The organism is Streptomyces sp. BBFR102 (assembly GCF_051397025.1).
Lineage (GTDB): Bacteria > Actinomycetota > Actinomycetes > Streptomycetales > Streptomycetaceae > Streptomyces.
Map to the genome: position 1 here is coordinate 2,665,107 of NZ_CP195757.1, position 26,811 is coordinate 2,691,917.

Genomic DNA, 26,811 nt, shown 5'->3' on the forward strand with positions numbered 1-26,811 from the left:
CAGTCACCACATCGCGCCCACGCGGCCACGAGCAGGACTACCGTCGTACGTAGCCCACCGAACGGTGCGGCACTGCGTCGACGTCGAGGGGGCGTACGCGGCATGAACCCGGGAGACGAACAGGGCTACGACACCGACGAGCGGTACGGCGGCAGCGGCCAGACCCGCACCCGCCTCCCCGGCGACGAGGACGCCTACGACACCGCCCGCCGCTCCATGCGCCCCTCCAGGAGCCTCATCACCGTCGTCGGCGTCGTCGTCCTCCTCATCGCCGCCATCGCCTTCGCCAACCAGGGCAACTCCCCCGACGACCCCGACGCCCCTCAGGACGCCCGAGGCCCCGCCGCCTCCGCAACGGCCCCCACCGGCACCGCCCCGGTCGGCACGAACACTTCGGGCATCCCCACAGGGCACCCCCGCACGCAGCAGGGCGCGGAGAGCGCGGCGGCGAACTACGCGGTAGCGCTGGGGTCAGCCGAGATGTTCAACGAGGAGCGGCGTAAAGAGATCCTGGACGCCATCATCGTCCCCTCGGAGATGCACCGGTTCCTGGGCGCGCTGGACAGGGGCTATTCCAAGTCACTTTTCCAGAACCTGGGCCTGAAGGAGGACGGCACGTCACCCGATGGCTTGACCTTCGTGTCCAGGACGACTCCTATCGGGACGACCGCCGCGGAGTACACGGACACCAAGACAAACGTGTCCGTGTGGTGCTCCGGACTCCTGGGCATGGCGGGCGAGGCCTCGACCAATCCCGTGACAAGTAGCTGGTTCACGATCTCGATGGAACTGCACTGGGTCGATGGAGACTGGAAGATCTTCACGCACTCGCAGAAGGACGGCCCCGCACCGGTACCAGGTGACGAACGTGCCGCGACATCCGAGGAGATCGCCAAGGCTGTTGAAGGGTATGGGGGACTGACCTATGCGAGGTGAACTCAGGTCGTGGAGGACTCCCGCTGTTGTTGCGATCGCGTCTGCAGCCCTGCTGTCACCGGGTCGCGCATACGCCGACCCGAAGGACGATCCCTGCGACCTCATCCACGGCCCCGCCAGGGACTACTGCGAAAGCGGCTCCGGCTCCTCGGGCGGCGGAGCCGGCACCAGCTCCCCCACCGACCCCTTGGGCTCCACCCTCGACCCCCTCTCCTCCCTGGCCAAGGGCTGCGCCCAGGCCGCCGCATGGACCGTCGACAAGCTCTCCGCCGCCGTCGACTCCACCGCCAACGTCGACTTCACCAACCCGAAGTTCCTCCAGCAGTACGCGGTCGTCTTCGCCGCCTCCACGGTCCTGACCCTGCTGCTCTGGCTCCTCGCCGTGGCCAAGCGCGCCGTCCGCGGCGTGCCGCTGACCACCGCGCTCTCCGAGGCGATCGGCTTCCTCTGGCTGACCGTGCTGGCCTCCGCCTTCACCCCCCTGATCCTCTACACCGTGGTCTCCGCGACGGACAGCGTCACCGCGGTCCTGGCCAAGTCGACCGGCGGCCAGACCGACGCCTTCTTCGGCACCTTCGCCGAAGCCCTGAAGAAGGGCGACGACATCGGCGGCGGCCCGATCATGCTGATCGTCGTCTCCCTCGTCTCGATCGTCGCCGCCGGCGTCCTCTGGCTCGAACTGGTGATCCGCGCCGCGCTCCTCTACGTCGGCGCCCTCCTCGGCACCGTCGTCTACGCCGGCTTGGTCGACAAGAACCTCTGGAAGCACGTCCGCCGCTGGGCGGGCATCATGATCGCCGTGATCCTGGTGAAACCCGTGATCGTGATCGTGCTCGGCCTCGCCGGCGCGCTCTCCGCCGGGGACGGCCCCAACGCCTTCTCCGCGGTCGTCTCCGGCCTCGCCATCATCCTCCTCGCCATCTTCGCCAGCGCCATGATCTACCGCTTCGTCCCCGGCTTCGGCGACGAGATCGCCGGCTCGCGCAACAACCGCCTCTCCCAGGGCGCAGAGAGCCGCGCCGCCGCTGTCCTCTCCTCGCCCGCGGCCCTCGTCTCGCAGGGCATCAAGGCCCACAGCGGTCGCCAGAGCGGGGGCGACGGCGGCGGCTCCTCCCAGCCCCGCCCCGCCAACCAGGCGAGCGGCGGTATGGCCGCCCACGCCTCGCGAGGCGGCTCGGGCGGCGGCTCCCCCAGTGCGCCCCCTCCTCGCTCCGGCAACCCGCTCAACAGCCCGCACGCCGGCTCCCGAGGCAGCTCCACCGGCACCCCCCGCTCCGGAGGTGACGGGCGTTGACGACGTCGTCCCACTCGATCGCACCGCGCCGTACCTATCTCATCGGCCGCGCCCGTCCCAACGCCGTCATCGGCAAGAACCGCGAGACCGGCGAGATCGTCCTGATCGTCTTCGGCGCGTTCCTCGGCATGATGTGCGGGCTGCTGGTGCCCGCCCTCTCGGTACGCATCGCCCTCCTCGCCGGCCTGCCCATGGTCGGGCTGGCCGCCGTCTACGTCCCTTACAAGGGCCGCACGTTCTACAGGTGGTTCGAGATCAACCGGAGCTTCAAGCGGATGCTGCGCCGCGGCACCACCTACCGGTCCTCCGTCGCCGAGGCCGGCACCCGGCTCGACGGTCGCGAGGTCGCCGTCGGCCCCCCGCCGGGCATCGGCCGCATCAACTGGCTCGCCGCACCCTTCGGCCCCGACGAGATCGCCGTCCTGCTCCACGCCGACCGACGGACCGTCACCGCCGCCATCGAGATCGAGGGCCCCGGCGTCGGCCTGCGCGACTCCGAGGACCAGGAAGCCCTCGTCGACCGCTTCGGCACCCTGCTGAAGCACGTCGCCAACGGCGACGGCTTCGTCACCCGCATCCAGATGCTGGCCCGCACCCTGCCCGCCGACCCCGACGCCCATGCCAAGGACGTCGCCCAGCGCGGCGACTCCCGCTCCCCCGGCTGGCTCCAGAGCTCGTACGACCAGCTCCAGTCGATGGTCTCCACCTCCAGCGAGCAGCACCGCGCCTACCTGGTCGCCTGCATGCACTACTCCCGCGACCTGGCTTCCGAGGCCAACGCCATGGCCCGCGCCTCCCGACGCCAGGGGGGCGGCCGTCGCCTCGACCGTGACGCGGGCCTCGCCGTGGTCATGGCCCGTGAACTCACCGACATCTGCTCGCGCCTGCAGGAGGCGGACATCCGCGTCCGTCAGCCTCTCGGCCAGAGCCGCCTCTCCTCCCTGATCCACTCCATGTACGACCCGGACCACCCGATCGACCACATCCAGGCGATGTCCCAGCGCAACGCCTGGCCCGCCGAACTCGACGCGGTCGAGCCGACCTTCCTCAAGGCGAAGACCCGCGAGTCCAGCACCCGGGCCCCCTGGTGCCACGCCACCGCGTGGGTGAAGGAGTGGCCGATGACCCCGGTGGGCGTCAACTTCCTCGCCCCTCTCCTCGTCCACACGCCGGACGTGATCCGGACGGTCGCCGTCACCATGGACCTCGAACCGACCGAGGTCGCCATCGAGCGGATGCTCACCGAGAAGACCAACGACGACGCGGACGCCTCCCGCGCGGCCAAGATGAACCGCACGGTCGACCCACGGGACGCCGCCGCCAACTCCCGCCTCGACCAGCGCGGCGAGGACCTGGCCAGCGGTGCCGCCGGCGTCAACCTCGTCGGCTACATCACAGTCTCCTCTCGCAGCCCGGAAGCCCTCGCCCGCGACAAACGCACCATCCGCGCCTCGGCCGGAAAGTCGTACCTGAAGCTGGAGTGGTGCGACCGCGAGCACCACCGCGCCTTCGTCAACACCCTGCCCTTCGCCACCGGCATCCGCCGCTGAACCCGTACGCCGCGACCCGCTGAAGGAGGGCCTGCCATGCGCGATCCGCTGACCGCCCTGACGGACACGTTCACCTCGTTCCTCTTCGGCAAGGTGGAGACGACCCGGCTTCCCGTCCGCACCTCCACCGGGCAGGCCCAGGCCGTGTACCTGCCGACTGCCGCTCCCGGACTCGGCGACTCGGGCGTGATCATCGGCCGGGAGGTGTACAGCGGCAAGGGCTACATCTACGACCCGTTCCAGCTCTACGGCCAGCAACTGCCAGCGCCCCACTGGCTCGTTCTCGGCGAGTCCGGCAACGGCAAGTCCGCGCTGGAGAAGACCTACGTCCTGCGTCAGCTCCGCTTCCGCGACCGCCAGGTCGTCGTCCTGGACGCCCAGGGCGAGGATGGAGTCGGCGAATGGAACCTGATCGCCGAACAGCTGGGCATAACTCCCATCCGCCTCGACCCGGCGGCCGCGCTCGACATGGGTATCCGTCTCAACCCGCTCGACCCCTCGATCACCACCACAGGCCAGCTGGCGCTGCTGCGCACCATCATCGAGGTCGCCATGGGGCACAGCCTCGACGAGCGTTCCGGCTTCGCCCTGAAGGTCGCCCACGCGTACGTCACCACCTCCGTCACCGACCGCCAGCCGGTCCTGACCGACATCGTCGACCAACTCCGACACCCGAAGCCGGAGTCGGCCGAGGCCATGAACGTCGCCATAGACGACGTCCGCGCCTGGGGCCTGGACGTGGCACTCGTCCTGGACCGACTGGTCGACGGTGACCTGCGAGGCATGTTCGACGGCCCCACGACCGTCGGCATCGACCTCGACGCTCCCCTCATCGTCTTCGACCTGTCCCACATCGACCGGAACTCGATCGCCATGCCGATCCTCATGGCGATCGTCGGTGTCTGGCTGGAGCACACCTGGATTCGGCCCGACCGCAAGAAGCGCATTTTCCTCGTCGAAGAGGCGTGGCACATCATCAACTCGCCTTTTGTGGCCCAGCTCTTCCAGCGGCTCCTGAAGTTCGGCCGGCGCCTCGGGCTCTCCTTCGTGGCCGTGGTCCACCACCTCTCCGACGTCGTGGACGGTGCGGCGGCCAAGGAGGCGGCCGCCATCCTCAAGATGGCCTCCACCCGCACCATCTACGCCCAGAAGGCCGACGAGTCCCGCGCCACCGGCCAGGTACTCGGCCTGCCACGCTGGGCGGTCGAGATCATCCCGACCCTGACCCCGGGCATCGCCGTGTGGGACGTCAACGGGAACGTGCAGGTCGTCAAACACCTGATCACGGAGACCGAACGCCCCCTCGTCTTCACCGACCGCGCCATGACGGAGTCCTCCGTCGATCCGGACGACCTCGGGTTCAACGACGACCTCCTCGCCGCCGAACAGGAGGCGGAAGAGCGAGCGGCCATGATGGAACAGCACGTCCGCGCTCACTACCCCGACGCAGGACACCCTGGTTACCCCGAGTCGACGTCCACGGTGGCCTGACATGGCCGCCGTCCCTCGAAAGCACGGCTCCTCGAGCGCCGCGGCACCGGCGCAGCGCGGCGTACCCGACGGCATGCTGATCGGCGTCCTCGCCTTCCTCCTGGCCTCGACCTGCCTGGTGTGGACAGCCACCGGCCTCGCCGGCCTCCTCAGCCACGGCGCCTGGCCGGACGGCGTGCAGTTCACCCGCACCCCGACGGCTCTCCGCTCCTTGCTCTCCGCACCCCAGGATCTGCCGGCAGCCTGGCCTGAGACACCTGCAAGCCAGCTTTCCGGCTGGGGCCTCTTCTGGGGCCTTGCCATCGGCCAGCTCCTCCTGGCCCTCACCCTGGTACTGGTCGTCGCCTTCTCTGTCGCCCGACGCAGGGCCGCCCGAAGAGCCCGCACCGTCCCGTACGACGAGCGCCTCCTCCCGAACACCACGCCAGCCAGCACGCCGGCCGCCTCCGCGCCGAGCCTCCTGAAAACCACGCCCACCACCTCCACACAGAACCCCGCACCACGCCCCCCGGCCGCACCCAGGCCAGAGCCTTCCTCCTCAGACGTCCGATCGTTCGCGGCTGCCCCTCCAAGCACCCCCGTCGAAACGATGTTCCCCCCGCCGCGACCGGAACAAGCGGCTCCCCTGCTCACTCGTTCGAGTGCTTACGGCGTCGGTGCCGGCCTGCCCGAATCACCACGGCAAATTCAGCTGGGCTCCCGGGAAACCCGTCTTGACCTGGCCGGTCGAGCCCTGCAGGCGGCGGAAGGTGCCGCTCTCGTCGTCACCTCGGCCCCCACACTCTGGGCCGAGACCAAGGACGCTCGCGCCAAGCTCGGACCTGTCCACCTCTACGACCCGTCGCACCTCTGCGACACCCCGGACCGGCTCCGCTGGTCGCCCAGTGCCGGCTGCCAGGACATGGAGACGGCCACCGCCAGGTCCGTCGCCCTCCTCGCACCCGTCAAGCCGCACTCCGCCCTGGACGCCGCCGTCGCGGACACCGCGCACACGCTGCTCCGGTGCCTCCTGCACGCCGCGGAGACCGCCGGCAAGGGGATCAAGCACCTTCACCGGTGGTCCCAAGGCAGCCGAATCCAGGAGGCCGTGACGGTCCTTCGGACCCATCCCCGCGCGGCAGCCGGCAGCTCGGGCGAGCTGGAGAGCGCCCTCACCGCCCACCCGGTGCGCAGGGACCAGGCCCTCCAGCTCATCGGGAAGTCCCTGGCATCGCTCAGCTCAGTCCACATCCGCAACGCGTGCGGCTCAAACCGGTCCGACGCGTCTGCGGTGGAGTCATTCGCAGGCGAAGGGGGCACTCTCTACGTGGTGGGCGAGTCCGTCGAGGACCCGAAGTCCCATCCGGGTGCGATGCCCCTGGTCACCGCATTCGCCTCATACGTGGTCGAGCACGGCCGCCGTGTGGCCGCACGGTCACCCGCCGGTCGGCTCGACCCACCAATCCTCCTGCTCCTGGAGGACCTGGCCACCGTCGCCCCCTTGCCGCAGCTCGCCGGCCTTCTGGCCGCGGCGCCTCTTGAGGGCATCCGCCCACTGGTCCTGCTCCGCTCCGTGGAACAGGCCCGGAGCCGCTGGCCCGACCAGTCACTCCCCTTCGGAGCACACTGAGCTTCATCGAGTTGGTCACCGATCGGCTGATGTGCCGTGAAGCGCAACGAGTTCGGCCCCGGGCCGTTGATCGACATGTCTGGTGTCTCCACTGCATTGCTCGGGGCCTCGCTGGTCATCCATCCCGCACTCCTGGCGCAGGCACTCGTGGAGTGGGGCACCAGGCTGGTCATCACCCGTGAGGGCAGCCAGCACTGCAAGCTCCGTCCGTCCCAGCGCGCGATGCGGAACCGGTGTACCTGTGCGAGCACACCACTCTGACGAAGATCGCAGCCGCCGACATCAAACGCCGGCCCCTGAAAGATCTGCTGCAGGTCCGATGCAGCCTCAACCGCATGACGTCAATCGCCAAGGCCATCCTCACCCTGGAGCTGCCACGCTGAAGAAGCACGCTGAAAGCCCCTGAACGCAGAAAAGCCCGGGTGGTGGGAAGCGGAGACGCTTCCCACCACCCGGGCAACAAAAAAGTGGTGGTCCCCGGATCGAAATCCGGGGACCACCACTCTCAAAAATAGTTCGGCGGCGTCCTACTCTCCCACAGGGTCCCCCCTGCAGTACCATCGGCGCTGTGAGGCTTAGCTTCCGGGTTCGGAATGTAACCGGGCGTTTCCCTCACGCTATGACCACCGAAACACTACGAAACACACCAGCAACCACACCCACCCAAACAGGGGGGCCTATGGTTGGTGTTCGTGGTTTCAGAACCAACACAGTGGACGCGAGCAACTGAGGACAAGCCCTCGGCCTATTAGTACCGGTCAACTCCACCCCTTACAGGGCTTCCATATCCGGCCTATCAACCCAGTCGTCTACTGGGAGCCTTACCCTCTCAAGGAGGTGGGAATACTCATCTCGAAGCAGGCTTCCCGCTTAGATGCTTTCAGCGGTTATCCCTCCCGAACGTAGCCAACCAGCCATGCCCTTGGCAGAACAACTGGCACACCAGAGGTTCGTCCGTCCCGGTCCTCTCGTACTAGGGACAGCCCTTCTCAATATTCCTACGCGCACAGCGGATAGGGACCGAACTGTCTCACGACGTTCTAAACCCAGCTCGCGTACCGCTTTAATGGGCGAACAGCCCAACCCTTGGGACCGACTCCAGCCCCAGGATGCGACGAGCCGACATCGAGGTGCCAAACCATCCCGTCGATATGGACTCTTGGGGAAGATCAGCCTGTTATCCCCGGGGTACCTTTTATCCGTTGAGCGACGGCGCTTCCACAAGCCACCGCCGGATCACTAGTCCCGACTTTCGTCCCTGCTCGACCCGTCGGTCTCACAGTCAAGCTCCCTTGTGCACTTACACTCAACACCTGATTACCAACCAGGCTGAGGGAACCTTTGGGCGCCTCCGTTACTCTTTAGGAGGCAACCGCCCCAGTTAAACTACCCATCAGACACTGTCCCTGATCCGGATCACGGACCCAGGTTAGACATCCAGCACGACCAGAGTGGTATTTCAACGACGACTCCACACACACTGGCGTGCATGCTTCACAGTCTCCCACCTATCCTACACAAGCCGAACCGAACACCAATATCAAACTGTAGTAAAGGTCCCGGGGTCTTTCCGTCCTGCTGCGCGAAACGAGCATCTTTACTCGTAATGCAATTTCACCGGGCCTATGGTTGAGACAGTCGAGAAGTCGTTACGCCATTCGTGCAGGTCGGAACTTACCCGACAAGGAATTTCGCTACCTTAGGATGGTTATAGTTACCACCGCCGTTTACTGGCGCTTAAGTTCTCAGCTTCGCCACACCGAAATGTGACTAACCGGTCCCCTTAACGTTCCAGCACCGGGCAGGCGTCAGTCCGTATACATCGCCTTACGGCTTCGCACGGACCTGTGTTTTTAGTAAACAGTCGCTTCTCGCTGGTCTCTGCGGCCACACCCAGCTCACCGAGAAAATCGGATCACCAGACATGGCCCCCCTTCTCCCGAAGTTACGGGGGCATTTTGCCGAGTTCCTTAACCATAGTTCACCCGAACGCCTCGGTATTCTCTACCTGACCACCTGAGTCGGTTTAGGGTACGGGCCGCCATGAAACTCGCTAGAGGCTTTTCTCGACAGCATAGGATCATCCACTTCACCACAATCGGCTCGGCATCAGGTCTCAGACACAAGCCAGGCGGATTTACCTACCTGACGTCCTACACCCTTACCCCGGGACAACCACCGCCCGGGATGGACTACCTTCCTGCGTCACCCCATCACTCACCTACTACCAGCTCGGGTCACCGGCTCCACCACTTTCCATCCCCCGAAGGGTCCGGAACGGCTTCACGGGCTTAGCATCACTGGATTCAATGTTTGACGCTTCACAGCGGGTACCGGAATATCAACCGGTTATCCATCGACTACGCCTGTCGGCCTCGCCTTAGGTCCCGACTTACCCTGGGCAGATCAGCTTGACCCAGGAACCCTTAGTCAATCGGCGCACACGTTTCTCACGTGTGAATCGCTACTCATGCCTGCATTCTCACTCGTGAACCGTCCACAACTCGCTTCCACGGCTGCTTCACCCGGCACACGACGCTCCCCTACCCATCACAGCCTCCGTTGGGAGTATTGCTGCAATGACACGACTTCGGCGGTACGCTTGAGCCCCGCTACATTGTCGGCGCGGAATCACTAGACCAGTGAGCTATTACGCACTCTTTCAAGGGTGGCTGCTTCTAAGCCAACCTCCTGGTTGTCTCTGCGACTCCACATCCTTTCCCACTTAGCGTACGCTTAGGGGCCTTAGTCGATGCTCTGGGCTGTTTCCCTCTCGACCATGGAGCTTATCCCCCACAGTCTCACTGCCGCGCTCTCACTTACCGGCATTCGGAGTTTGGCTAAGGTCAGTAACCCGGTAGGGCCCATCGCCTATCCAGTGCTCTACCTCCGGCAAGAAACACACGACGCTGCACCTAAATGCATTTCGGGGAGAACCAGCTATCACGGAGTTTGATTGGCCTTTCACCCCTAACCACAGGTCATCCCCCAGGTTTTCAACCCTGGTGGGTTCGGTCCTCCACGACCTCTTACAGCCGCTTCAACCTGCCCATGGCTAGATCACTCCGCTTCGGGTCTAGAGCGTGCAACTCAAACGCCCTATTCGGACTCGCTTTCGCTACGGCTTCCCCACACGGGTTAACCTCGCTACACACCGCTAACTCGCAGGCTCATTCTTCAAAAGGCACGCAGTCACGACGCACCGAGAAAACTCGATGCGCGACGCTCCCACGGCTTGTAGGCACACGGTTTCAGGTACTATTTCACTCCGCTCCCGCGGTACTTTTCACCATTCCCTCACGGTACTATCCGCTATCGGTCACCAGGGAATATTTAGGCTTAGCGGGTGGTCCCGCCAGATTCACACGGGATTTCTCGGGCCCCGTGCTACTTGGGTGTCTCTCAAACGAGCCGCTGATGTTTCGACTACGGGGGTCTTACCCTCTACGCCGGACCTTTCGCATGTCCTTCGCCTACATCAACGGTTTCTGACTCGTCCCACGGCCGGCAGACCGTAGAAGAGAGATCCCACAACCCCGCATGCGCAACCCCTGCCGGGTATCACACACATACGGTTTGGCCTCATCCAGTTTCGCTCGCCACTACTCCCGGAATCACGGTTGTTTTCTCTTCCTGCGGGTACTGAGATGTTTCACTTCCCCGCGTTCCCTCCACACTGCCTATGAGTTCAGCAGCGGGTGACAGCCCATGACGACTGCCGGGTTTCCCCATTCGGAAACCCCCGGATCAAAGCCTGGTTGACGACTCCCCGGGGACTATCGTGGCCTCCCACGTCCTTCATCGGTTCCTGGTGCCAAGGCATCCACCGTGCGCCCTTAAAAACTTGGCCACAGATGCTCGCGTCCACTGTGCAGTTCTCAAACAACGACCAACCACCCACCACCCCGAGACATACATCCCGAGTTCACTGGGGCCGGCACCGAAGAAACAGCCACAACATGGCCGCTCCCTCAGACACCCAACAGCGTGCCCGACACCCCCAACCCCAAGATCCGTTTTCCACGCCGAAGCAGTACTCACATCTCAAGCAGATTGACAGTGCCGAATAGTCAACGTTCCACCCATGAGCAACCAGCACCAGACATTCGCTGATGAACTGGCCTCTGACCAGGCAAGCCTGGTAAGAAGTGCTCCTTAGAAAGGAGGTGATCCAGCCGCACCTTCCGGTACGGCTACCTTGTTACGACTTCGTCCCAATCGCCAGTCCCACCTTCGACAGCTCCCTCCCACAAGGGGTTGGGCCACCGGCTTCGGGTGTTACCGACTTTCGTGACGTGACGGGCGGTGTGTACAAGGCCCGGGAACGTATTCACCGCAGCAATGCTGATCTGCGATTACTAGCGACTCCGACTTCATGGGGTCGAGTTGCAGACCCCAATCCGAACTGAGACCGGCTTTTTGAGATTCGCTCCACCTCACGGTATCGCAGCTCATTGTACCGGCCATTGTAGCACGTGTGCAGCCCAAGACATAAGGGGCATGATGACTTGACGTCGTCCCCACCTTCCTCCGAGTTGACCCCGGCGGTCTCCCGTGAGTCCCCAGCACCACAAGGGCCTGCTGGCAACACGGGACAAGGGTTGCGCTCGTTGCGGGACTTAACCCAACATCTCACGACACGAGCTGACGACAGCCATGCACCACCTGTACACCGACCACAAGGGGGCGCCCATCTCTGGACGTTTCCGGTGTATGTCAAGCCTTGGTAAGGTTCTTCGCGTTGCGTCGAATTAAGCCACATGCTCCGCCGCTTGTGCGGGCCCCCGTCAATTCCTTTGAGTTTTAGCCTTGCGGCCGTACTCCCCAGGCGGGGCACTTAATGCGTTAGCTGCGGCACGGACAACGTGGAATGTTGCCCACACCTAGTGCCCACCGTTTACGGCGTGGACTACCAGGGTATCTAATCCTGTTCGCTCCCCACGCTTTCGCTCCTCAGCGTCAGTATCGGCCCAGAGATCCGCCTTCGCCACCGGTGTTCCTCCTGATATCTGCGCATTTCACCGCTACACCAGGAATTCCGATCTCCCCTACCGAACTCTAGCCTGCCCGTATCGACTGCAGACCCGGGGTTAAGCCCCGGGCTTTCACAACCGACGTGACAAGCCGCCTACGAGCTCTTTACGCCCAATAATTCCGGACAACGCTTGCGCCCTACGTATTACCGCGGCTGCTGGCACGTAGTTAGCCGGCGCTTCTTCTGCAGGTACCGTCACTTTCGCTTCTTCCCTGCTGAAAGAGGTTTACAACCCGAAGGCCGTCATCCCTCACGCGGCGTCGCTGCATCAGGCTTTCGCCCATTGTGCAATATTCCCCACTGCTGCCTCCCGTAGGAGTCTGGGCCGTGTCTCAGTCCCAGTGTGGCCGGTCGCCCTCTCAGGCCGGCTACCCGTCGTCGCCTTGGTGAGCCACTACCTCACCAACAAGCTGATAGGCCGCGGGCTCATCCTGCACCGCCGGAGCTTTACACCGTCCAACATGCGTTGGACGGTCATATCCGGTATTAGACCCCGTTTCCAGGGCTTGTCCCAGAGTGCAGGGCAGATTGCCCACGTGTTACTCACCCGTTCGCCACTAATCCACCCCGAAGGGCTTCATCGTTCGACTTGCATGTGTTAAGCACGCCGCCAGCGTTCGTCCTGAGCCAGGATCAAACTCTCCGTGAATGTGTACCCGACTGCGTCCGGTTAAGGACTGCGGGTGCAACAGACACAAGAGCGGTACGACAAGGAGGAATAGTCCCTGTCGTACACAGCGTCCTCGCTGTTGTATTTCAAAGGAACCTCAACCTGCCAGAAACCTGGCCGGTCGGGGTATCAACATATCTGGCGTTGACTTTTAGCACGCTGTTGAGTTCTCAAGGAACGGACGCTTCCTTTGTACTCACCCTCTCGGGCTTTCCTCCGAGCGCTTCCCTTCGGTATTTCGTGTTCCGACTCTATCAGACTCTTTCGTGTCCGACTTCCTCGGTGCCTTTCCGGTTCCAGCTCCGCGTTTCCGCTTTGCTTTTCCCTTTCCGGCGGTTCCGACTCTATCAGATCCTTTCGGGCCTGATTCCCGGTCAGCGGGATTCGCCTTCGCGGCTGTTGGGCCGTTCCGACATCCAGAACCCTAGTGGATTCCCGCCGCAACTCATAATCGGGCCGATGCGGTCCGCACGAGATGCGTCAGTTCCGAAAAGTGAATTCCAGGCGCCGCGACGGCATGCCCAGAGCTCTTCCGGAAGGGATCTTGCTGGGGTGTGGATTGCCGCGGCTCGCGCGGCTGAGATGCTGCCCGAAGCACCTGTCGGGCTGTGGCAGCTCGAGGTACCTTACGGACCGCCTCGTAGCGTGTCAACCCCGTCAGGCGATCCGCTTCAGTCCAGGTCCGCGAGCCGGCCCTCGGCGTCCGGTTGGGCGTCCTCGACCCTGCGCAGCAGCCTGGTCAGCACCTCGCCCAGCTTGTGCCGCTCGCCGTCATCCAGATCCTGGAGGAGCTCCTCCTCGAAGACGGTGGCGAGGCGCATGGCGTCCAGCCACTTCTCGCGACCCTCCGCCGTGATCTCCACGATGACCCGGACCCGGTTCGCCTCGTCGCGGTCCCGGGTGACCAGGCCCTCGGCGACCATGCGGTCGATGCGGTGCGTCATGGCGGCGGGGGTCAGCCCCAGGCGCTTGGCCAGTTCGCCCGGACCCAGCCGGTACGGGGCACCGGAGAGGACGAGGGCCTTGAGGACCTCCCACTCCGCGTTGGTGAGTGAGAGGGCAGCGGTCTGCCGGTTGTAGGCGACGCTCATCCGTCTGTTCAGGCGGCCCAGGGCCGAGACGATCTGCTCCACCTGGGGATCGAGGTCCTGAAACTCCCGCTGGTAGGCGGCGATCTGTTCCTCGATGGACGGCTCGGCGTCAGGGGTGTCGGCCATGGGCGGCAGTATGGCACGGCTCGCCTTGGTGTTGAAGTCCTTCGACGTGTATCGTTTAGCTTCGAAGTTTAGCTCTGAACTCTTGCGACTCTAAGGCAGGTGAAGGTGACCAGGGCGATGGGTGCGGCGCTGCACAGGATTCAGCTGGGCAGCGCACTCGCTGCGTTCGGGACCGGGTTCACGGTCCCGTTCCTCTATGTCTATGTGGCGCAGGTGCGTGGGCTGGGCGCGGGTACGGCGGGGTTCGTCCTCGCCGCGTTCGCGATGGCGGCGCTGGTCGTCCTGCCGGTCGTGGGGCGCGTGATCGACCGGCGTGGGCCGCTGCCCGTCGTGCTGGTCGCCTCTGTGCTGGGCGCGGTGGGCGCAATCTGCCTGGGGTTCTCGTCGACCGCGGCGACCGCAGTGCTGTCGGCGACGCTGCTGGGCGCCGGTACGGCCGTGCTGCAGCCGGCCCTCGCCACGATGATCGTCTGGTGCTCCACGCCGCTGACCCGCACCCGGGCCTTCACCATGCAGTTCTTCCTGCAGAACCTCGGTCTCGGCGTGGGCGGCCTCATCGGCGGCCAGATCGTGGACGAGCACCGGGCGGGCTCGTTTCTGCTCCTCTTCTCGATCGAAGCGGTGATGTTCCTGGTGCTGGCCGGGGTCACGCTCACCGTGCGCCTGCCGCAGAGCCCTGTGCTGACGGACCAGGCTCCCGGTACGGAGGCTTCTGCCGGAGGCGGGGGCATGCGGGCGCTGCTGCGCCACCGCGCCATGGTGCAGCTGTGCGTGCTGGGCTTCGTGGTCTTCTTCGCCTGCTACGGCCAGTTCGAGTCGGGCCTCTCCGCGTACGGCGTCGAGGCGGCCGGGATCTCCCCGTCGACGCTCGGCGTGGCCCTGGCCGCCAACACCGCGGTGATCGTGATAGCCCAGTTCGCGGTCCTGAAGGCGGTCGAGCGGCGCCGGCGCAGCCGGGTCGTGGCGCTGGTCGGGCTGATCTGGACGGTGGCCTGGCTGGCCGCCGGTTACGCCGGTCTCGGGCACGGCAGCGAGGCCATGGCGACGGCGGCCTTCATCTCCACGTACGCGCTCTTCGGGCTCGGTGAGGCGATGCTGGCGCCGACGGTGGCGCCGCTGGTGGCGGACCTGGCCCCGGCGCGGATGGTGGGGCAGTACAACTCGGCCTTCGCGCTGGTGAAGCAGTTGGCGCTGGCGGTGGGCCCCGCGGTGGGCGGGCCGATGGCGGCGACGCTGCACGGTCCGTACATCGTCACGTTCGTGCTGTTCTCGCTGCTGATATCGGTGCTGGCACTGCGGCTGGGGCGGGTACTGCTGCCGCGGCAGGACAGGCCCGAGCCGGTGGGGAGCCGAGTGGTCGCGGCGGGGCGGCCCGAGGAGGCGGCCGAGCCGGTGGTCGTGGCGGCCGTTCCGGTCGTGGGGCCGGCCGAGTCTGCTCCGTCGCGCGTGTAGGAGTCGCACGGAGCGCGTCCGTCCCCTGGTCGGGGGCGGGCGCGCTTCGGCGTGTCAGGTGGTGGGGAGGGCGAATTCGCACCAGACCGACTTGCCGCCGCCGGGGGTGCGTCGGCTGCCCCAGCTGGAGGCGATGGTGGCGATGATCGCGATCCCGCGTCCGGCCTCGTCACCGGCCTCCGCGCGGCGGCGGCGCGGCAGGTGGTCGTCGCCGTCGGTGACCTCGATGATCAGGCGGCGGTCGGTCCTGCGCAGCCTCAGCCGCATCGGCGGTGTGCCGTGCTGGAGCGAGTTGGCGACCAGCTCACTGGCGGCCAGGACGCCGAGGTCGTGGAGATCGGAAGGGAACCGCCAACTGGTGAGGACCCCGGAGGCGAACGCGCGGGCCCGGGGCGCGGCCTCGACTCCGCCGAGCAGGTCGAGGGCGGCGTTCCGGAAGAGTTCGGCATCGGCTCCGGCGCGGGCGGGGTGCTGGAGGACGAGGACCGCGACATCGTCGTCGTGGGTCTCGGTGACACCCAGGGCGCGCATCAGCCGGTCGCAGACGACCTTGGGGCTGCCGGTGGCTCCGGCGAGGGCGGCTTCGAGGAGGTGGAGACCCTCGTCGATGTCGGCGTCGCGGCGTTCGACCAGGCCGTCGGTGTAGAGGACGGCGGTGGATCCGGGCGCGAGCGGGATGGTGTCCGAGGTGTGCAGCCAGCCGCCGGTGCCGAGTGGCGGACCGGTGGGTTCCGGTGCGCGGTGGATGGCGCCGTGCTCGTCGCGTACCAGGATGGGCAGATGGCCCGCGGAGGCGTAGACGAGGCGGCCTTCGTTGGGGTCGTGGACGGCGTAGACGCAGGTGGCGATCTGGCTGGGGTCGATCTCGGTGGCGAGTCCGTCGAGGAGTTGGAGGACTTCGTGCGGGGGCAGGTCGAGGCGGGCGTAGGCGCGGACGGCGGTGCGCAGCTGGCCCATGACGGCGGCGGCGCGGACCCCGCGCCCCATGACGTCCCCGATGACCAGGGCGGTGCGACCGCCGCCGAGAGTGATCACGTCGTACCAGTCGCCGCCGACCGCCGCGTCGGCGCCGCCGGGCTGGTAGGTGGCGGCGATGCGCAGGTCGTCGGGTTGTTCGAGTTCCTGCGGGAGCAGGGAGCGTTGGAGGGTGACGGCGGTCTCGCGCTGCCGGCGCTCGCTGGCGCGCAGCCGTTCGGCGGCGTCGGCCTGGTCGGTGACGTCGGCGGCGAAGACGAGGACGCCGGATTCGGCGCTCTTGGGGGCACCGTCGCCGGCGGCCCGGTGTGCGTCCTCGTCGGCGGTGGGCACGGTGACGGGGGTACAGGTGAAGGTGTACGAGCGGCCGCCGGGAAGTCGGCGTGATTTGACCGTACGGGGACGCCCGCTGCGCAGGACCTGGTCGAGGAGGGGGAGGAGCCCCAACTCTTCCAGTTCGGGCATGGTCTCGTCGGCGGGGGTGCCGATCGGGCGGGCGCCGAACGCCTCGGTGTAGGCGTCGTTGACGTACGCGATGTGGTGCGCCGGGCCCTGGAGGACCGCGACCAGGGCCGGGACACGGTCCAGGACGGCGCGTACGGGCAGGTCTTCGAGGCGTGCGGCGGGCCCGGAGGGGGCGGTGCCCGCGCGGGCGGCCGGGACGGCGCCGGTGTCGGCGCGGCGGGTGATGCGGCGTTGGACGCCGGGGAACCGGGGGCTCCATCGCGTGAAGTTCACCGATTCTCGCCTCGTGTTGTCGTGTGCGGGGTGTGAAGGGTGGGGTGGGTGAGGGCCGTCGGCTCCGAATGGGGGTCGGAACGGGTGCTTCCCGGTGGGCGCTGGATCATGCCTGCTGTGTCGCTTCCGGTGGGGCGTCGCCCGTCCGCGGCCGGTGGCGGCCGGGCGGTGCCCGGCGGTCCGGAGCTGGACCATCGTCACACGGCCTGCCAAGCGGACCCGGTCGTTTCCGTCAGACGCCTGGTGTGTGAAGGAGGTTCCGGGTGGGCGTCAGGAGGACTCGTTCGGGCGTTTGTTCCCGGCTGCGAGTTCGAATTCCGCACGGGGGTGCTCCAGGGAGCCGAGGGAGACGACTTCGCGTCTGAAGAGGCCGGCGAGGGTCCATTCGGCCAGCACGCGAGCCTTCCGGTTGAAGGTCGGGAGCCGTCCGAGGTGGTAGACGCGATGCATGAGCCAGGCAGGGTAGCCCTTCAGACGGCGTCCGTAGACGTGCGCGACGCCCTTGTGCAGCCCGAGCGAGGCGACCGATCCGGCATGGGCGTGCCGGTAGGGCCGCGGGGCGCCGCCGCGCAGCGAGGCCAGCAGGTTGTCGGCGAGTGCCCTGGCCTGGCGGACGGCGTGCTGAGCGTTGGGGGCGCATTCGCGCGCGCCGGAGGGTGCGGCGGGGCGCGCGGAGGGACCGGGGTCGGAGCCGCTCTCTTCTGCGTCCGGGGCGCCCGCTCCGGCGGCACCCGCACGCGTCACGGGCCCCGTGGTGAGGTCCGGTACCGCGGCCGCGTCGCCGGCCGCCCAGGCGTGCGGGGTACCGACGACGGCCAGTTCGGGCGTGCAGCGCAGTCGACCCCGCCCGTCGAGCGGAAGGTCGGTCGCCGCCAGCAGGGGGTGGGGTTTGGCGCCGGCGGTCCACACCAGGGTGCGCGTGGGGTGCCGGGAGCCGTCGCTGAGCACCGCCACCCGGCGCTCGCAGCTCTCCAGGCGAGTGCCGAGCCGTACGTCGATCTTGCGACGGCGCAGCTCACGGAGGGTGTAGCGGCCCATGTCGGGGCCGACTTCGGGCAGCACCCGGTCAGCGGCCTCCACCAGGAGCCATTTCAGGTCCTCGGGCCGGATGTTGCGGTAGTGCCGGGTGGCGTAGCGCGCCATGTCCTCCAGTTCGCCGAGCGCCTCCACGCCCGCGTAGCCGCCGCCGACGAAGACGAAGGTCAGGGCGGCGTCGCGGAGGGCGGGGTCGCGCGTGGAGGAGGCGATGTCCATCTGTTCGAGGACGTGGTTGCGCAGGCCGATGGCCTCCTCGACGGTCCTGAAGCCGATGCCGTGCTGGGCGAGGCCGGGCACGGGCAGGGTCCGCGAGACCGAGCCGGGTGCCATGACCAACTCGTCGTAGGCCACTTCGAGCGGCCCCGTGCCCTCGTCGTCGGTGGCCTTGGTACGGACGAGGGCGGTGCGCGCGGTGTGGTCGACCGTGACGGCCTCGCCGACCAGCAGGCGGCAGCCGCGCAGGACGCGGCGGAGCGGCACGACCACATGGCGCGGCGAGATGGAGCCGGCCGCCGCCTCGGGCAGGAACGGCTGGTACGTCATGTACGGCTCAGGGGTGACGAGGACGACCTCCGTCTCCCGGGGTCTGCTCTTCGCGTGCAGCCGCAGGGCGGTGTACATGCCGACGCAGCCGCCGCCCACGATGAGGATGCGTGCCGGTGCGCTGCCGGAGGTGTCCCGGGATTTCGTGGCCTTCACCTTCCCATGACGCATCGGCGGACGGACTTTGTCCACAGGCCCGACGATTCGTATGACCGGACGGAAGGAAGAGCCGGGGCGGCGTCCGAGGTTGGCCGGAATCGAAGTTACGCAGGTCAGCCGGTTGGTGACCGGCGGTCACGGGGGGCGCATTGCGGGGTGAACCGGTGCGTACCTCGATCAGGGCGCGCCCCTCGCGGAACGGGCCTCTTCTGAATTGACTCCGGCTCAACTATGTTCGTGAACCGTCGGGGTGCTGGGGGCGCCCGCAGGCTTGCCGCTCCTCAGACGTCGCGACTCACATATGGCGGGGAGTCTCCGGGGGGAGACGCCATGACCGGGGGAACGCATGCATATTCAGGACTCTCAGTGGCCGGCGACGACGTCGACGGCACCCAGAACCGCACCGTCCGGCCCGGCCGGCCGTTCGGCACCCTTGCGGGTGGACGCCCAGCGCAATCTGGAGCACGTGCTCCGCGCCGCCCGCGAGGTCTTCGGTGAACTCGGCTACGGCGCGCCGATGGAGGATGTCGCGCGTCGCGCCCGGGTCGGGGTCGGCACGGTCTACCGCCGCTTCCCCAGCAAGGACGTGCTGGTCCGGCGGATCGCCGAGGAGGAGACGGCCCGCCTGACCGACCAGGCGAGGGCGGCGCTGGGCCAGGAGGACGAGCCGTGGTCGGCGCTCTCCCGCTTCCTGCGCACCTCGGTCGAGTCGGGCGCGGGCCGACTGCTGCCGCCCCGGATGCTCCGCGTCGAGGTGGGTACGGCACTGACCGGCCAGGACCCCGCCCGGGTGCCCCAGCAGCGGCAGGCGGAGCCCGGTGCGGGCGGCGAGCTGCGGCTGGTCGAGCCCCGGGAGGCGCCCGAGGCCGAGCAGGACTCCGCAGGGACGGGCGCGCTGCTCGATGTCGTCGGCCGGCTGGTCGACCGGGCCCGCGACGCGGGCGAGCTGCGCGCCGACGTGACCGTCGCCGACGTCCTGCTGGTGATCGCCACGGCAGCGCCGGCGCTGCCGGACACCGCTCAGCAGGCCGCCGCCTCCGAGCGGCTGCTGGAGATCCTGCTGGAGGGCCTGCGCTCGCGCCCCGCCTGAGCCGCGGCGCGGCCGTGTCCCCACCGGGCCGTACGGCCGGCACCCGGTTCGGCCGCTTCGGCCCGCGCCCGGCCCACTCCTGCGCGGGCAGAGCGCGGGCTGGGATAGCCGGGAGCGCCCCGCCCGCAGCGTGGCCGCCGCCTGCGAGCCGCAGCTGTGGGCGGATACCACCGCGCGCCGGGTTCCGGCGTACTCCACCCCGGACGAGCCGCCGCCGGGCGGTGCTCCCCGCCCGGGACGCGGCTCCGTCTCCAGGAGCCCTCGGCACCGCTCCCGCCGCGTCCGGTCGGGGGCGCCCCATGTTCCCCGCTCTGCCGAGGCGGAGGTGAGCCGAGTACGCCCCGCGGCACCGGTGCCCGGCGCCCGACACGCCCGCGCCCGCCCGGAATCGGAGGCGCGGGAGGGAGCGCCGACTCGGGCTGTGCGCCCCGGGCGCCTCCGCTGGGATCAGGCCCCGATGCCACGGGCGAGAGGGTGATGCGGTCGACCCGCTGTGCCCTGGGCGCCGGACTGCGCGGCGCATGATCCCCCACCGGGTGGCCCGGCGTGTAGGGAGACCGCTGGAAAACCCCACGGACGGGTGATCCGGTTGCGTGTGAAGGATCAGGGGAAGCGGCCTGTGCCAGGCTTTCGCCCGCAAGCGTTTACGGGTCGGCCAGCGGGGGCTTCCGCCATGAGGGATGACGGTCCGAACCGGACGAGCGGCGGTACGTCCGGGGGATACGAGCAGAGCCAGGTGCCGGCGCAGGGGGGCGTTCAGGGCGGCTGGGCGCAGACGCCGTCCGACCGCCGCGTCCGACCGCCGCTCGGCACTCCGGCCCCCGGTGACCTCACGGGCGTGCCCGAACAGCGGCGGCGCGAGTTCACCGAGGCGGAGTCGCCCGCACCGCTCCCGGACGGCCCGGTTCCGGACGCGGCGTTGGTCCGCCGGATGCGCGGCGGCGACGACGGGGCGTACGAGGAGCTGTACCGGCGGCACGCCGAGGCGGTGCGCCGGTACGCGCGGACCTGCTGCCGGGACGCACACACGGCCGAGGACCTGACCGCAGAGGTGTTCGCCCGTACCCTCCAGGCGGTGCGGCGCGGGGCCGGGCCCACCCATGCGGTCCGTGCCTACCTGCTCACCACGGTGCGCCGGGTAGCGGCCGGCTGGACGCGTACGACCCGGCGCGAACAGCTCGTCGAGGACTTCGCGGTCTTCGCCGCGCAGGCTGCGCGTACCGCCGAGGTGTCGGACGAGGACACCCTCGATCTCGGCGCGGACGTCCTGGCGATGCACGAGGCCGAGCAGTCGATGGCGATGCGCGCCTTCCGGACGCTGCCTGAACGGTGGCAGGCGGTGCTGTGGCACACCGAGGTGGAGGACGAGTCGCCGAGTGAGGTGGCCACCCTCTTCGGGCTCGACGCCAACGGCACCCGGGTGCTCGCCTCCCGGGCACGCGAGGGTCTGAGGCAGGCGTACCTCCAGGCGCACGTCAGCACCGCGCTCACCCGGGACGAGGAGTGCGCCCGGTACGCGGACCGGCTGGGGGCGTACGCCCGGGGCGGGTTGCGTACGCGGGCCGAGCAAGGCTTGCGCAAGCACCTCAAGGAGTGCTCGCAGTGCCGACTGGCGGCGCTCCAGATCAAGGAAGTCGCGGGCGGCATCCCGGCCGTCGTCCCGGTCGCGGTGATCGGCTGGTTCGGCGCGGCGGGTTACGCCAAGGCGCTGGCGCTGATCGGCGGCGGTGCGGCGGGCGCGGCGGGAGCCGGTTCGGCGGCGGCCTCCGGGGGCGCGGCCGGCGGTGCCGCGGCGGAAGGAGCCGCCACCCCGGTCAAGATCGGGATCGGCACCGCGCTGGCCGTGACGGCGGGGGTCGCGCTGGCCCTCGCCCTGATCGGCGACAGCGACCCGGCCAAGCCGCCCCTCGAAAAGCCCCCGGTCGCCCAGCCGGCCGTTCCGCAGCCTCCGCCGTCCTCCCCGGCACCGGAACCTCCCGCTCAGGCCCCGGCCCCGGCACCGGAGTCCACTCCCGAACCGCCTCCCAGCCCGAGCCCGGAACCCACCCCGGCCCCGACCCCGCCGCCGTCCCCCACACCGAAGCCCACACCTCCTTCCCCGGCACCGGAACCCTCGGCTCCGGCTCCGCCCCCGGAGGCGTACCGCTGGAGCGAGCTGGCGTACGCCCCCCTCGGTGACCCCACGCAGCCGCGCATGCGGCCCGGCGGGAGCAGCTGGGTGTGGCAGCGGCAGGGGCTGTCGGTCGGGGGGACGCGGTACGCGGACGGGGTGACGGTGCACGGTTCCTCGTCGGTGACGGTCGACCTGAACCGCCCCTGCTCCGCCTACCGGGCGCTGGTCGGGATCGACGACCTGACGATGGGGCTGGGCGCGGCCCGGTTCTCGGTGCGGGCGGACGGAGCCACGCTCTGGGACTCTCCGTGGCTCAAGGGCGGGGACCCGGCCGTTCCGGTACGGGTGGGGCTGACCGGGCGGAAGACCGTGACGCTGGTCGCCGAGCCGAGGTCCCCCGGGGACAACCTCGCCCTCGCGGACTGGGCGGAGTCCCGGTTCACCTGCGACGGGGCACCTTCGGCAGCGGGATCGGCAAGCGGCGACGAAGGCGCCGGAGAGGCCGGCGGTGAAGAGGGCGCGCGGGGCGCGAAAGAGAGCGGGTGAGCGTCGGTCAGCCGCGCCCGGCAGCGCCGAGCGCACCGCGCTGCGCCGGCGCGATCCCTTCGGGCACGGCCCGCTGACGCCTCGGCGAAGTGCCGGTCCAGCAGGAGCCCCGGCGTTTGGCGAGCCGTTGCAGCCACATCTCCAGCGAGACGAGCTGGGTCAGGCCGTCGACGGGCAGCGGGTCCCCGTCGGCGGCGGCCCGCAGCGCGCGCCGCACGGTCCGCGCCTCGACCAGGCCGGTCTGGGCCAGGAAGGGCGTGTCGAAAAGGGCGACCAGTTCGGCCATGGCGACCCGCAGCCCGGTCCTGGCGACGGTCGCGGCGGCCCCTGGCTCGGGCGCGCCCCAGCCCTCCGGAAGCTCGGTGACCCCGGCCCCTTCGAGCACCGTACGCAGCACCTCGGCGCGCGCGCCGGGGCGTACCCGGAGTGCTTCGGGGAGCGCGCGGCAGGCGCGCACCACCTGGTTGTCGAGGTACGGGGTGTGCAGGCGCTGGAAGCGGACCTCGGCGGCCTGTTCGAGGACTCGGAGGTCGGCGGCGTGGCGGGCCAGCGCCGCGCGGGCCCGGAACTCGCCGGGGCGCTGGCCGGGTCCGGGGCCGGGGCGGGCGGCGGCGTCGGCGAGGCGGAACGACACTTCAGCGAGGGCCTCACCGGTCAGCCAGCGGGCGGCGGGGCCGGGCCGGGCCCAGGTGAGGGCGGCGAGGGAGGCACCGACGGCGCCCGGGCGCTCGTCGAAGGCGCGGTGCAGGAGGCGGTCGGCGGCGGCCTCGATGCCGGCCCGGTACGGCGTCCTGGCGAGGCGGCGGGCGGCGGCGTAGACGCGGGCGGGGACGGTGGCGGAGCCGTCGGCGCGGGTCAGGGCGGCGACCGGGCGGACCAGGTTGCGTCTGCGGCGGTCCATCAGCAGGTCGGCGAGGCGCGCCGGGTGGGCGTCGAGCACCTGGCGGGCCCCGTGCCCGGTGAGGTGGTCGGCACTGCCGGACTGCAGGCGCAGCCGGTGCCGGGCGGCGACGGCGAGGGTGGGGCCCGGTTCGTCGGTGAGCGGCCCGTCCAGTTCGGCGAAGGGCAGCGCGTCCTCGGCGCCGGCGACGACGACGTGGTGCAGGCGCGGGTCGGCCGCGAGCCCGGCGGCCCGCTCGGTCTCGGCGCCGGAGCCGGCCGCGGAGAGGTCGTTGAAGGTGAGGGCACGCAGCCGCTCCCCGGCGCCCGAGCCGTGGCCGAGGACGGTCCCGGGCAGCCCGGGCAGTCCCGCCGCGAGCAGCGCCAGCGTGGCGGAGGCGGGGCCACCGGAGAGGTCGGCGCCCATGCCGGGAGAGGGCAGGCCGCGGGCCGCGCGCCGCTCGTGGGGGCCCATGCCGGGCACCGGGCCGGGGTCGGCGTCGAAAGCGGGCACGTGCCGGGGCGCGTCGAGCCGGGCGCGTACCGCTTCCACCAGGGCGTCGCGGACCCCGTCGACGGCACTGCGGGCGTCGGCGGCCGGGGCGGCGACGGCGAGGGAGGCGACCGGCTCGTAACCGGCGATCTCGCGGGCGCCGTTGCGCAGGATCAGGGCGTGGCCCGGCGGGATGCGGTGGACGCCGAGGAAGGGGGTGGTGTCGTGGACGGCCTCGGGCACGTCGGGCAGGGCGAGCAGTGCGGCGAGGTGGCCGATGTCGAGCGGCGCGCCGATGAGGTCGGCGAGCGGCAGGGCAGCGGTGGCGTACGCGGTGCCGCGCGCCCAGGGGGTGTGGAAGACGGGGCGTGCGCCGGCGAGGTCGCCGAGGACGGTGGTGCGCCGGCCGGCCTGGACCACGGCGGTGTAGCTGCCGGCCCAGGCCGTGAGGTGGCGCAGGGCTCCGCCGCGGGCGGCGAACAGGCCCACTCTCAGCTGCTCGTCGGTGGCGGCGCAGGTGCCGAGGACGGCGATGCGGGTGTCGGCGTCGGCCCGGACGACGCGGATCTCGTCGGGCCGCCAGTCCCCGACCGCCCACAGCGGATCGGGGCCGTCCCAGAGCAGCCGCGCGCCGACCGGCGTGAGCAGACCGCCGTCCTCATCGTCGATGCCGACGGATTCGGCGCCCGCGCCGAAGGGCCCCGCCCCCGGTTCGGAGGCGTACGTGCCGTACCCGGAGCCGGTGCCGCCCTGGGTGGTGGCGTGCGCGGCGTGGGGTGGCGGGCCGGGCGCGGCCCGGCGCGGACGGAGTCCGGCGGAGGCGCTGCTCCACCCCACCAACCACCGCATACGGCCTCCACAGGCTGTGGACAGAACAGGGGGCCGTGGGGAAACACCCACGGGATGGGCACCATGCTGCCACGAAGGAGGCGCGCGGGAGCGCTTGCGGTGGCGCTCCCGCCAAGCCGAATGCGCCCCTGGCAAGAGCCAGTTGGGCCGTCATCGGGCCCCGGAGCTGGAAGCGGCGGGGGCACCATCGGGTTCCAGCCATTTCGAACCGGTCTACGAGACCGGCCGCCGCACGCGGCGTGTCGTGCGGTCCGGGAGGCGCCGAGAGCCTCCCGGACCGGGCCGTCGCCCGCGGGGATGAAGGCGACGGTGTCCCCCAGCCCACTGAACGCGGTGTCAGCGGGCCGACCCACGCACCATCCATGGAAACGCCCGCCCAGCGGCCGGAGTAAGGCGCACGGCCGGGCGCACGACCACACGCCCGGAGCACACTCCGTCCGCGCGCCCGACGAGCACCGGCCACAATCCCGCCAACCGGAACTATGCCCCTTAACGCTTGGGATGCGGCGAACTACGCTGGGTTTACGAATGCCGGACGCCTATGCCGCGCCCCGGCAGCCGTCTGTGTCGAGGGGTGGCGCATGTCCAGGGAGCTACGCGGGCCGAACGAGAAACTCGGCACCGTTCTCGCCCTCGCGGGAATGAGCAACGCCGGGTTGGCACGCCGGGTCAACGACCTCGGCGCGCAGCGGGGACTGACGCTTCGCTATGACAAGACCTCGGTCGCCCGTTGGGTGTCCAAGGGGATGGTGCCGCAGGGCGCCGCGCCCCATCTGATCGCGGCCGCCATCGGGCAGAAGCTCGGCCGCCCGGTGCCGCTGCACGAGATCGGGCTGGCCGACGCCGATCCGGCGCCGGAGGTGGGCCTCGCCTTCCCACGCGACGTGGGGGCGGCGGTGAAGTCGGCCACCGAGCTGTACCGGCTGGACCTCGCGGGCCGCCGCGCCGGCGGCGGGATCTGGCAGTCGCTGGCCGGTTCCTTCGCCGTGAGCGCCTATGCGACCCCCGCGTCCCGTTGGCTGATAACCCCGGCCGACTCCTCGGTCGCCCGGGAGGCCGCCCCCTCGGAGGGCGGTTCCCCCCGGCAGAGGGTCGGCCACGCGGATGTCCGCAAACTCAAGGAGGCGGCGGAGGACGCGCGCCGCTGGGACTCCAAGTACGGCGGCGGCGACTGGCGTTCGTCGATGGTCCCGGAATGCCTGCGGGTCGAGGCGGCACCGCTGCTGCTCGGCTCGTACTCCGACGAGGTGGGCCGCGCGCTCTTCGGCGCCAGCGCGGAACTGACCCGGCTGGCGGGGTGGATGGCCTTCGACACCGGCCAGCAGGAGGCGGCGCAGCGGTACTACATCCAGGCGCTGCGCCTGGCCAGGGCGGCGGCCGACGTCCCGCTCGGCGGGTACGTGCTCGCCACGATGTCGCTCCAGTCGACGTACCGGGGCTTCGGCGACGAAGGGGTGGACCTCGCGCAGGCCGCCGTGGAGCGCAACAGGGGGCTCGCGACAGCGCGCACCATGAGCTTCTTCCGGCTGGTCGAGGCGCGGGCGCACGCCCGGGCGGGCGACGCGCAGGCCGCGGGCGCCGCGTTGCGTGCGGCGGAGGGCTGGCTGGAGCGGTCCCGGGATGGCGACGCCGACCCGCAGTGGCTCGGCTTCTACACCTACGACCGTTTCGCCGCCGACGCCGCCGAGTGCTACCGCGATCTGAAGGCGCCGCGCCAGGTCAGGCGCTTCACCGAGCAGGCACTCTCCCAGCCGACCGACGAGTTCGTCCGCTCGCACGGGCTGCGGCTGATCGTTTCCGCCGTGGCCGAGCTGGAGTCGGGCAACCTCGACGCCGCCTGCGAGCAGGGCGTACGCGCCCTGGAGGTGGCCGGCCGGATCTCCTCCGCCCGCACCACGGAGTACGTCCGCGATCTGCTGCACCGCCTGGAGCCGTACGGTGACGAGCCGCGCGTGGTGGAGCTGCGCGAGCGGGCCCGGCCGCTGCTGACGGCGCCCGCGTAGGGGGCGCCCCGGCGCGCACGGGGTGACCGGCGCCACTGCCCGGACGCATCCGCACCACCCATGATCACCGGGTGAGGGGTTTGAGTCCGGTGTCAGAGGCGCAGGCCACTATCGGGGCAGGGAGGTGGTGC

The 26,811-nt window shown here is 69.4% G+C and carries 13 protein-coding genes, 3 rRNA genes and 1 pseudogene; 10 read left to right on the forward strand and 7 right to left on the reverse strand.

The window, feature by feature from the left end:
• Nucleotides 1-102: 102 nt before the first annotated feature.
• From ACSLIC_RS11845 to ACSLIC_RS11870, 6 genes and pseudogenes are all read left to right on the forward strand, one after another.
• Nucleotides 103-936 carry a hypothetical protein gene (locus tag ACSLIC_RS11845; protein ID WP_436737640.1) on the forward strand — a complete coding sequence of 278 codons (834 nt, stop codon included), beginning with the start codon at nt 103-105 and terminating at the stop codon, nt 934-936.
• Entirely contained in the window at nt 926-2,230 is a 1,305-nt protein-coding gene (locus tag ACSLIC_RS11850; RefSeq protein WP_436737641.1) for a hypothetical protein, read from the forward strand. Before ACSLIC_RS11845 ends, ACSLIC_RS11850 begins: the two co-directional genes overlap by 11 nt.
• A complete protein-coding gene (locus tag ACSLIC_RS11855) occupies nt 2,227-3,780 on the forward strand; it encodes an SCO6880 family protein (protein WP_436737642.1) in 1,554 nt (517 codons plus the stop codon). Before ACSLIC_RS11850 ends, ACSLIC_RS11855 begins: the two co-directional genes overlap by 4 nt.
• 36 nt (nt 3,781-3,816) lie before the next feature.
• Nucleotides 3,817-5,271 carry an ATP-binding protein gene (locus tag ACSLIC_RS11860; RefSeq protein ID WP_436737643.1) on the forward strand — a complete coding sequence of 485 codons (1,455 nt, stop codon included), beginning with the start codon at nt 3,817-3,819 and terminating at the stop codon, nt 5,269-5,271.
• Nucleotide 5,272: 1 nt separating this feature from the next.
• A complete protein-coding gene (locus ACSLIC_RS11865) occupies nt 5,273-6,880 on the forward strand; it encodes a type VI secretion protein (RefSeq protein WP_436737644.1) in 1,608 nt (535 codons plus the stop codon).
• Nucleotides 6,881-6,991: 111 nt separating this feature from the next.
• Nucleotides 6,992-7,155, forward strand: a pseudogene (locus tag ACSLIC_RS11870) (IS5/IS1182 family transposase); the annotation flags it as partial.
• Between the two features lie 239 nt (nt 7,156-7,394).
• On the opposite strand, the gene rrf reads toward ACSLIC_RS11870, so the two are convergent.
• The 4 genes from rrf to ACSLIC_RS11890 all read right to left on the reverse strand — a co-directional run bounded on the left by rrf (nt 7,395) and on the right by ACSLIC_RS11890 (nt 13,802).
• Nucleotides 7,395-7,511, reverse strand: a 5S ribosomal RNA gene (rrf, locus tag ACSLIC_RS11875).
• Between the two features lie 97 nt (nt 7,512-7,608).
• Nucleotides 7,609-10,730, reverse strand: a 23S ribosomal RNA gene (locus ACSLIC_RS11880).
• A gap of 309 nt (nt 10,731-11,039) precedes the next feature.
• Nucleotides 11,040-12,564: ribosomal RNA gene (locus tag ACSLIC_RS11885) — 16S ribosomal RNA — on the reverse strand.
• The 16S, 23S and 5S rRNA genes sit together here, the layout of an rRNA operon.
• Nucleotides 12,565-13,256: 692 nt before the next feature.
• The gene (locus ACSLIC_RS11890; RefSeq protein ID WP_436737645.1) at nt 13,257-13,802 is read right to left on the reverse strand and encodes a MarR family winged helix-turn-helix transcriptional regulator; all 546 of its coding nucleotides are present in this window, start codon (nt 13,800-13,802) and stop codon (nt 13,257-13,259) included.
• Nucleotides 13,803-13,919: 117 nt separating this feature from the next.
• Between ACSLIC_RS11890 and ACSLIC_RS11895 the strand changes: the two genes are divergently transcribed.
• Nucleotides 13,920-15,254: an MFS transporter gene (locus ACSLIC_RS11895; protein WP_436740353.1), complete on the forward strand. Its 1,335-nt coding sequence runs from the start codon at nt 13,920-13,922 to the stop codon at nt 15,252-15,254.
• A gap of 54 nt (nt 15,255-15,308) precedes the next feature.
• Here ACSLIC_RS11895 and ACSLIC_RS11900 read toward each other — a convergent pair whose 3' ends face one another.
• Nucleotides 15,309-16,967, reverse strand: a complete 1,659-nt coding sequence (locus ACSLIC_RS11900; RefSeq protein ID WP_436737646.1) for an ATP-binding SpoIIE family protein phosphatase — start codon at nt 16,965-16,967, stop codon at nt 15,309-15,311.
• A gap of 270 nt (nt 16,968-17,237) precedes the next feature.
• Nucleotides 17,238-18,719 (reverse strand): NAD(P)/FAD-dependent oxidoreductase, encoded by a 1,482-nt coding sequence (locus ACSLIC_RS11905; protein ID WP_436737647.1) that lies wholly within the window; start codon nt 18,717-18,719, stop codon nt 17,238-17,240.
• Nucleotides 18,720-19,053: 334 nt separating this feature from the next.
• Between ACSLIC_RS11905 and ACSLIC_RS11910 the strand changes: the two genes are divergently transcribed.
• Together ACSLIC_RS11910 and ACSLIC_RS11915 are read left to right on the forward strand one after the other, a co-directional pair.
• Nucleotides 19,054-19,797 (forward strand): TetR/AcrR family transcriptional regulator, encoded by a 744-nt coding sequence (locus ACSLIC_RS11910; protein WP_436737648.1) that lies wholly within the window; start codon nt 19,054-19,056, stop codon nt 19,795-19,797.
• Between the two features lie 673 nt (nt 19,798-20,470).
• Nucleotides 20,471-22,456, forward strand: coding sequence for a sigma-70 family RNA polymerase sigma factor (locus ACSLIC_RS11915; protein WP_436737649.1), 1,986 nt, complete (start codon nt 20,471-20,473; stop codon nt 22,454-22,456).
• A 7-nt stretch (nt 22,457-22,463) separates the two neighbouring features.
• On the opposite strand, the gene ACSLIC_RS11920 is transcribed toward ACSLIC_RS11915, so the two are convergent.
• Nucleotides 22,464-24,677, reverse strand: a complete 2,214-nt coding sequence (locus ACSLIC_RS11920) for an asparagine synthase-related protein (protein WP_436737650.1) — start codon at nt 24,675-24,677, stop codon at nt 22,464-22,466.
• Nucleotides 24,678-25,258: 581 nt separating this feature from the next.
• On the opposite strand from ACSLIC_RS11920, the gene ACSLIC_RS11925 reads away from it, so the two are divergent.
• Nucleotides 25,259-26,680, forward strand: a complete 1,422-nt coding sequence (locus ACSLIC_RS11925; protein ID WP_436737651.1) for an MFS transporter — start codon at nt 25,259-25,261, stop codon at nt 26,678-26,680.
• The last annotated feature ends 131 nt before the right edge of the window (nt 26,681-26,811 follow it).

Bases quoted from the DNA above. Each gene is read 5' to 3' on its own strand.
- ACSLIC_RS11845 (WP_436737640.1), top strand. From the start codon at position 103: ATGAACCCGGGAGACGAACAGGGCTACGACACCGACGAGCGGTACGGC.
- ACSLIC_RS11850 (WP_436737641.1), top strand. From the start codon at position 926: ATGCGAGGTGAACTCAGGTCGTGGAGGACTCCCGCTGTTGTTGCGATC.
- ACSLIC_RS11860 (WP_436737643.1), top strand. From the start codon at position 3,817: ATGCGCGATCCGCTGACCGCCCTGACGGACACGTTCACCTCGTTCCTC.
- ACSLIC_RS11865 (WP_436737644.1), top strand. From the start codon at position 5,273: ATGGCCGCCGTCCCTCGAAAGCACGGCTCCTCGAGCGCCGCGGCACCG.
- ACSLIC_RS11890 (WP_436737645.1), bottom strand. From the start codon at position 13,802: ATGGCCGACACCCCTGACGCCGAGCCGTCCATCGAGGAACAGATCGCC.
- ACSLIC_RS11895 (WP_436740353.1), top strand. From the start codon at position 13,920: ATGGGTGCGGCGCTGCACAGGATTCAGCTGGGCAGCGCACTCGCTGCG.
- ACSLIC_RS11905 (WP_436737647.1), bottom strand. From the start codon at position 18,719: ATGCGTCATGGGAAGGTGAAGGCCACGAAATCCCGGGACACCTCCGGC.
- ACSLIC_RS11910 (WP_436737648.1), top strand. From the start codon at position 19,054: ATGCATATTCAGGACTCTCAGTGGCCGGCGACGACGTCGACGGCACCC.
- ACSLIC_RS11915 (WP_436737649.1), top strand. From the start codon at position 20,471: ATGAGGGATGACGGTCCGAACCGGACGAGCGGCGGTACGTCCGGGGGA.
- ACSLIC_RS11920 (WP_436737650.1), bottom strand. From the start codon at position 24,677: ATGCGGTGGTTGGTGGGGTGGAGCAGCGCCTCCGCCGGACTCCGTCCG.
- ACSLIC_RS11925 (WP_436737651.1), top strand. From the start codon at position 25,259: ATGTCCAGGGAGCTACGCGGGCCGAACGAGAAACTCGGCACCGTTCTC.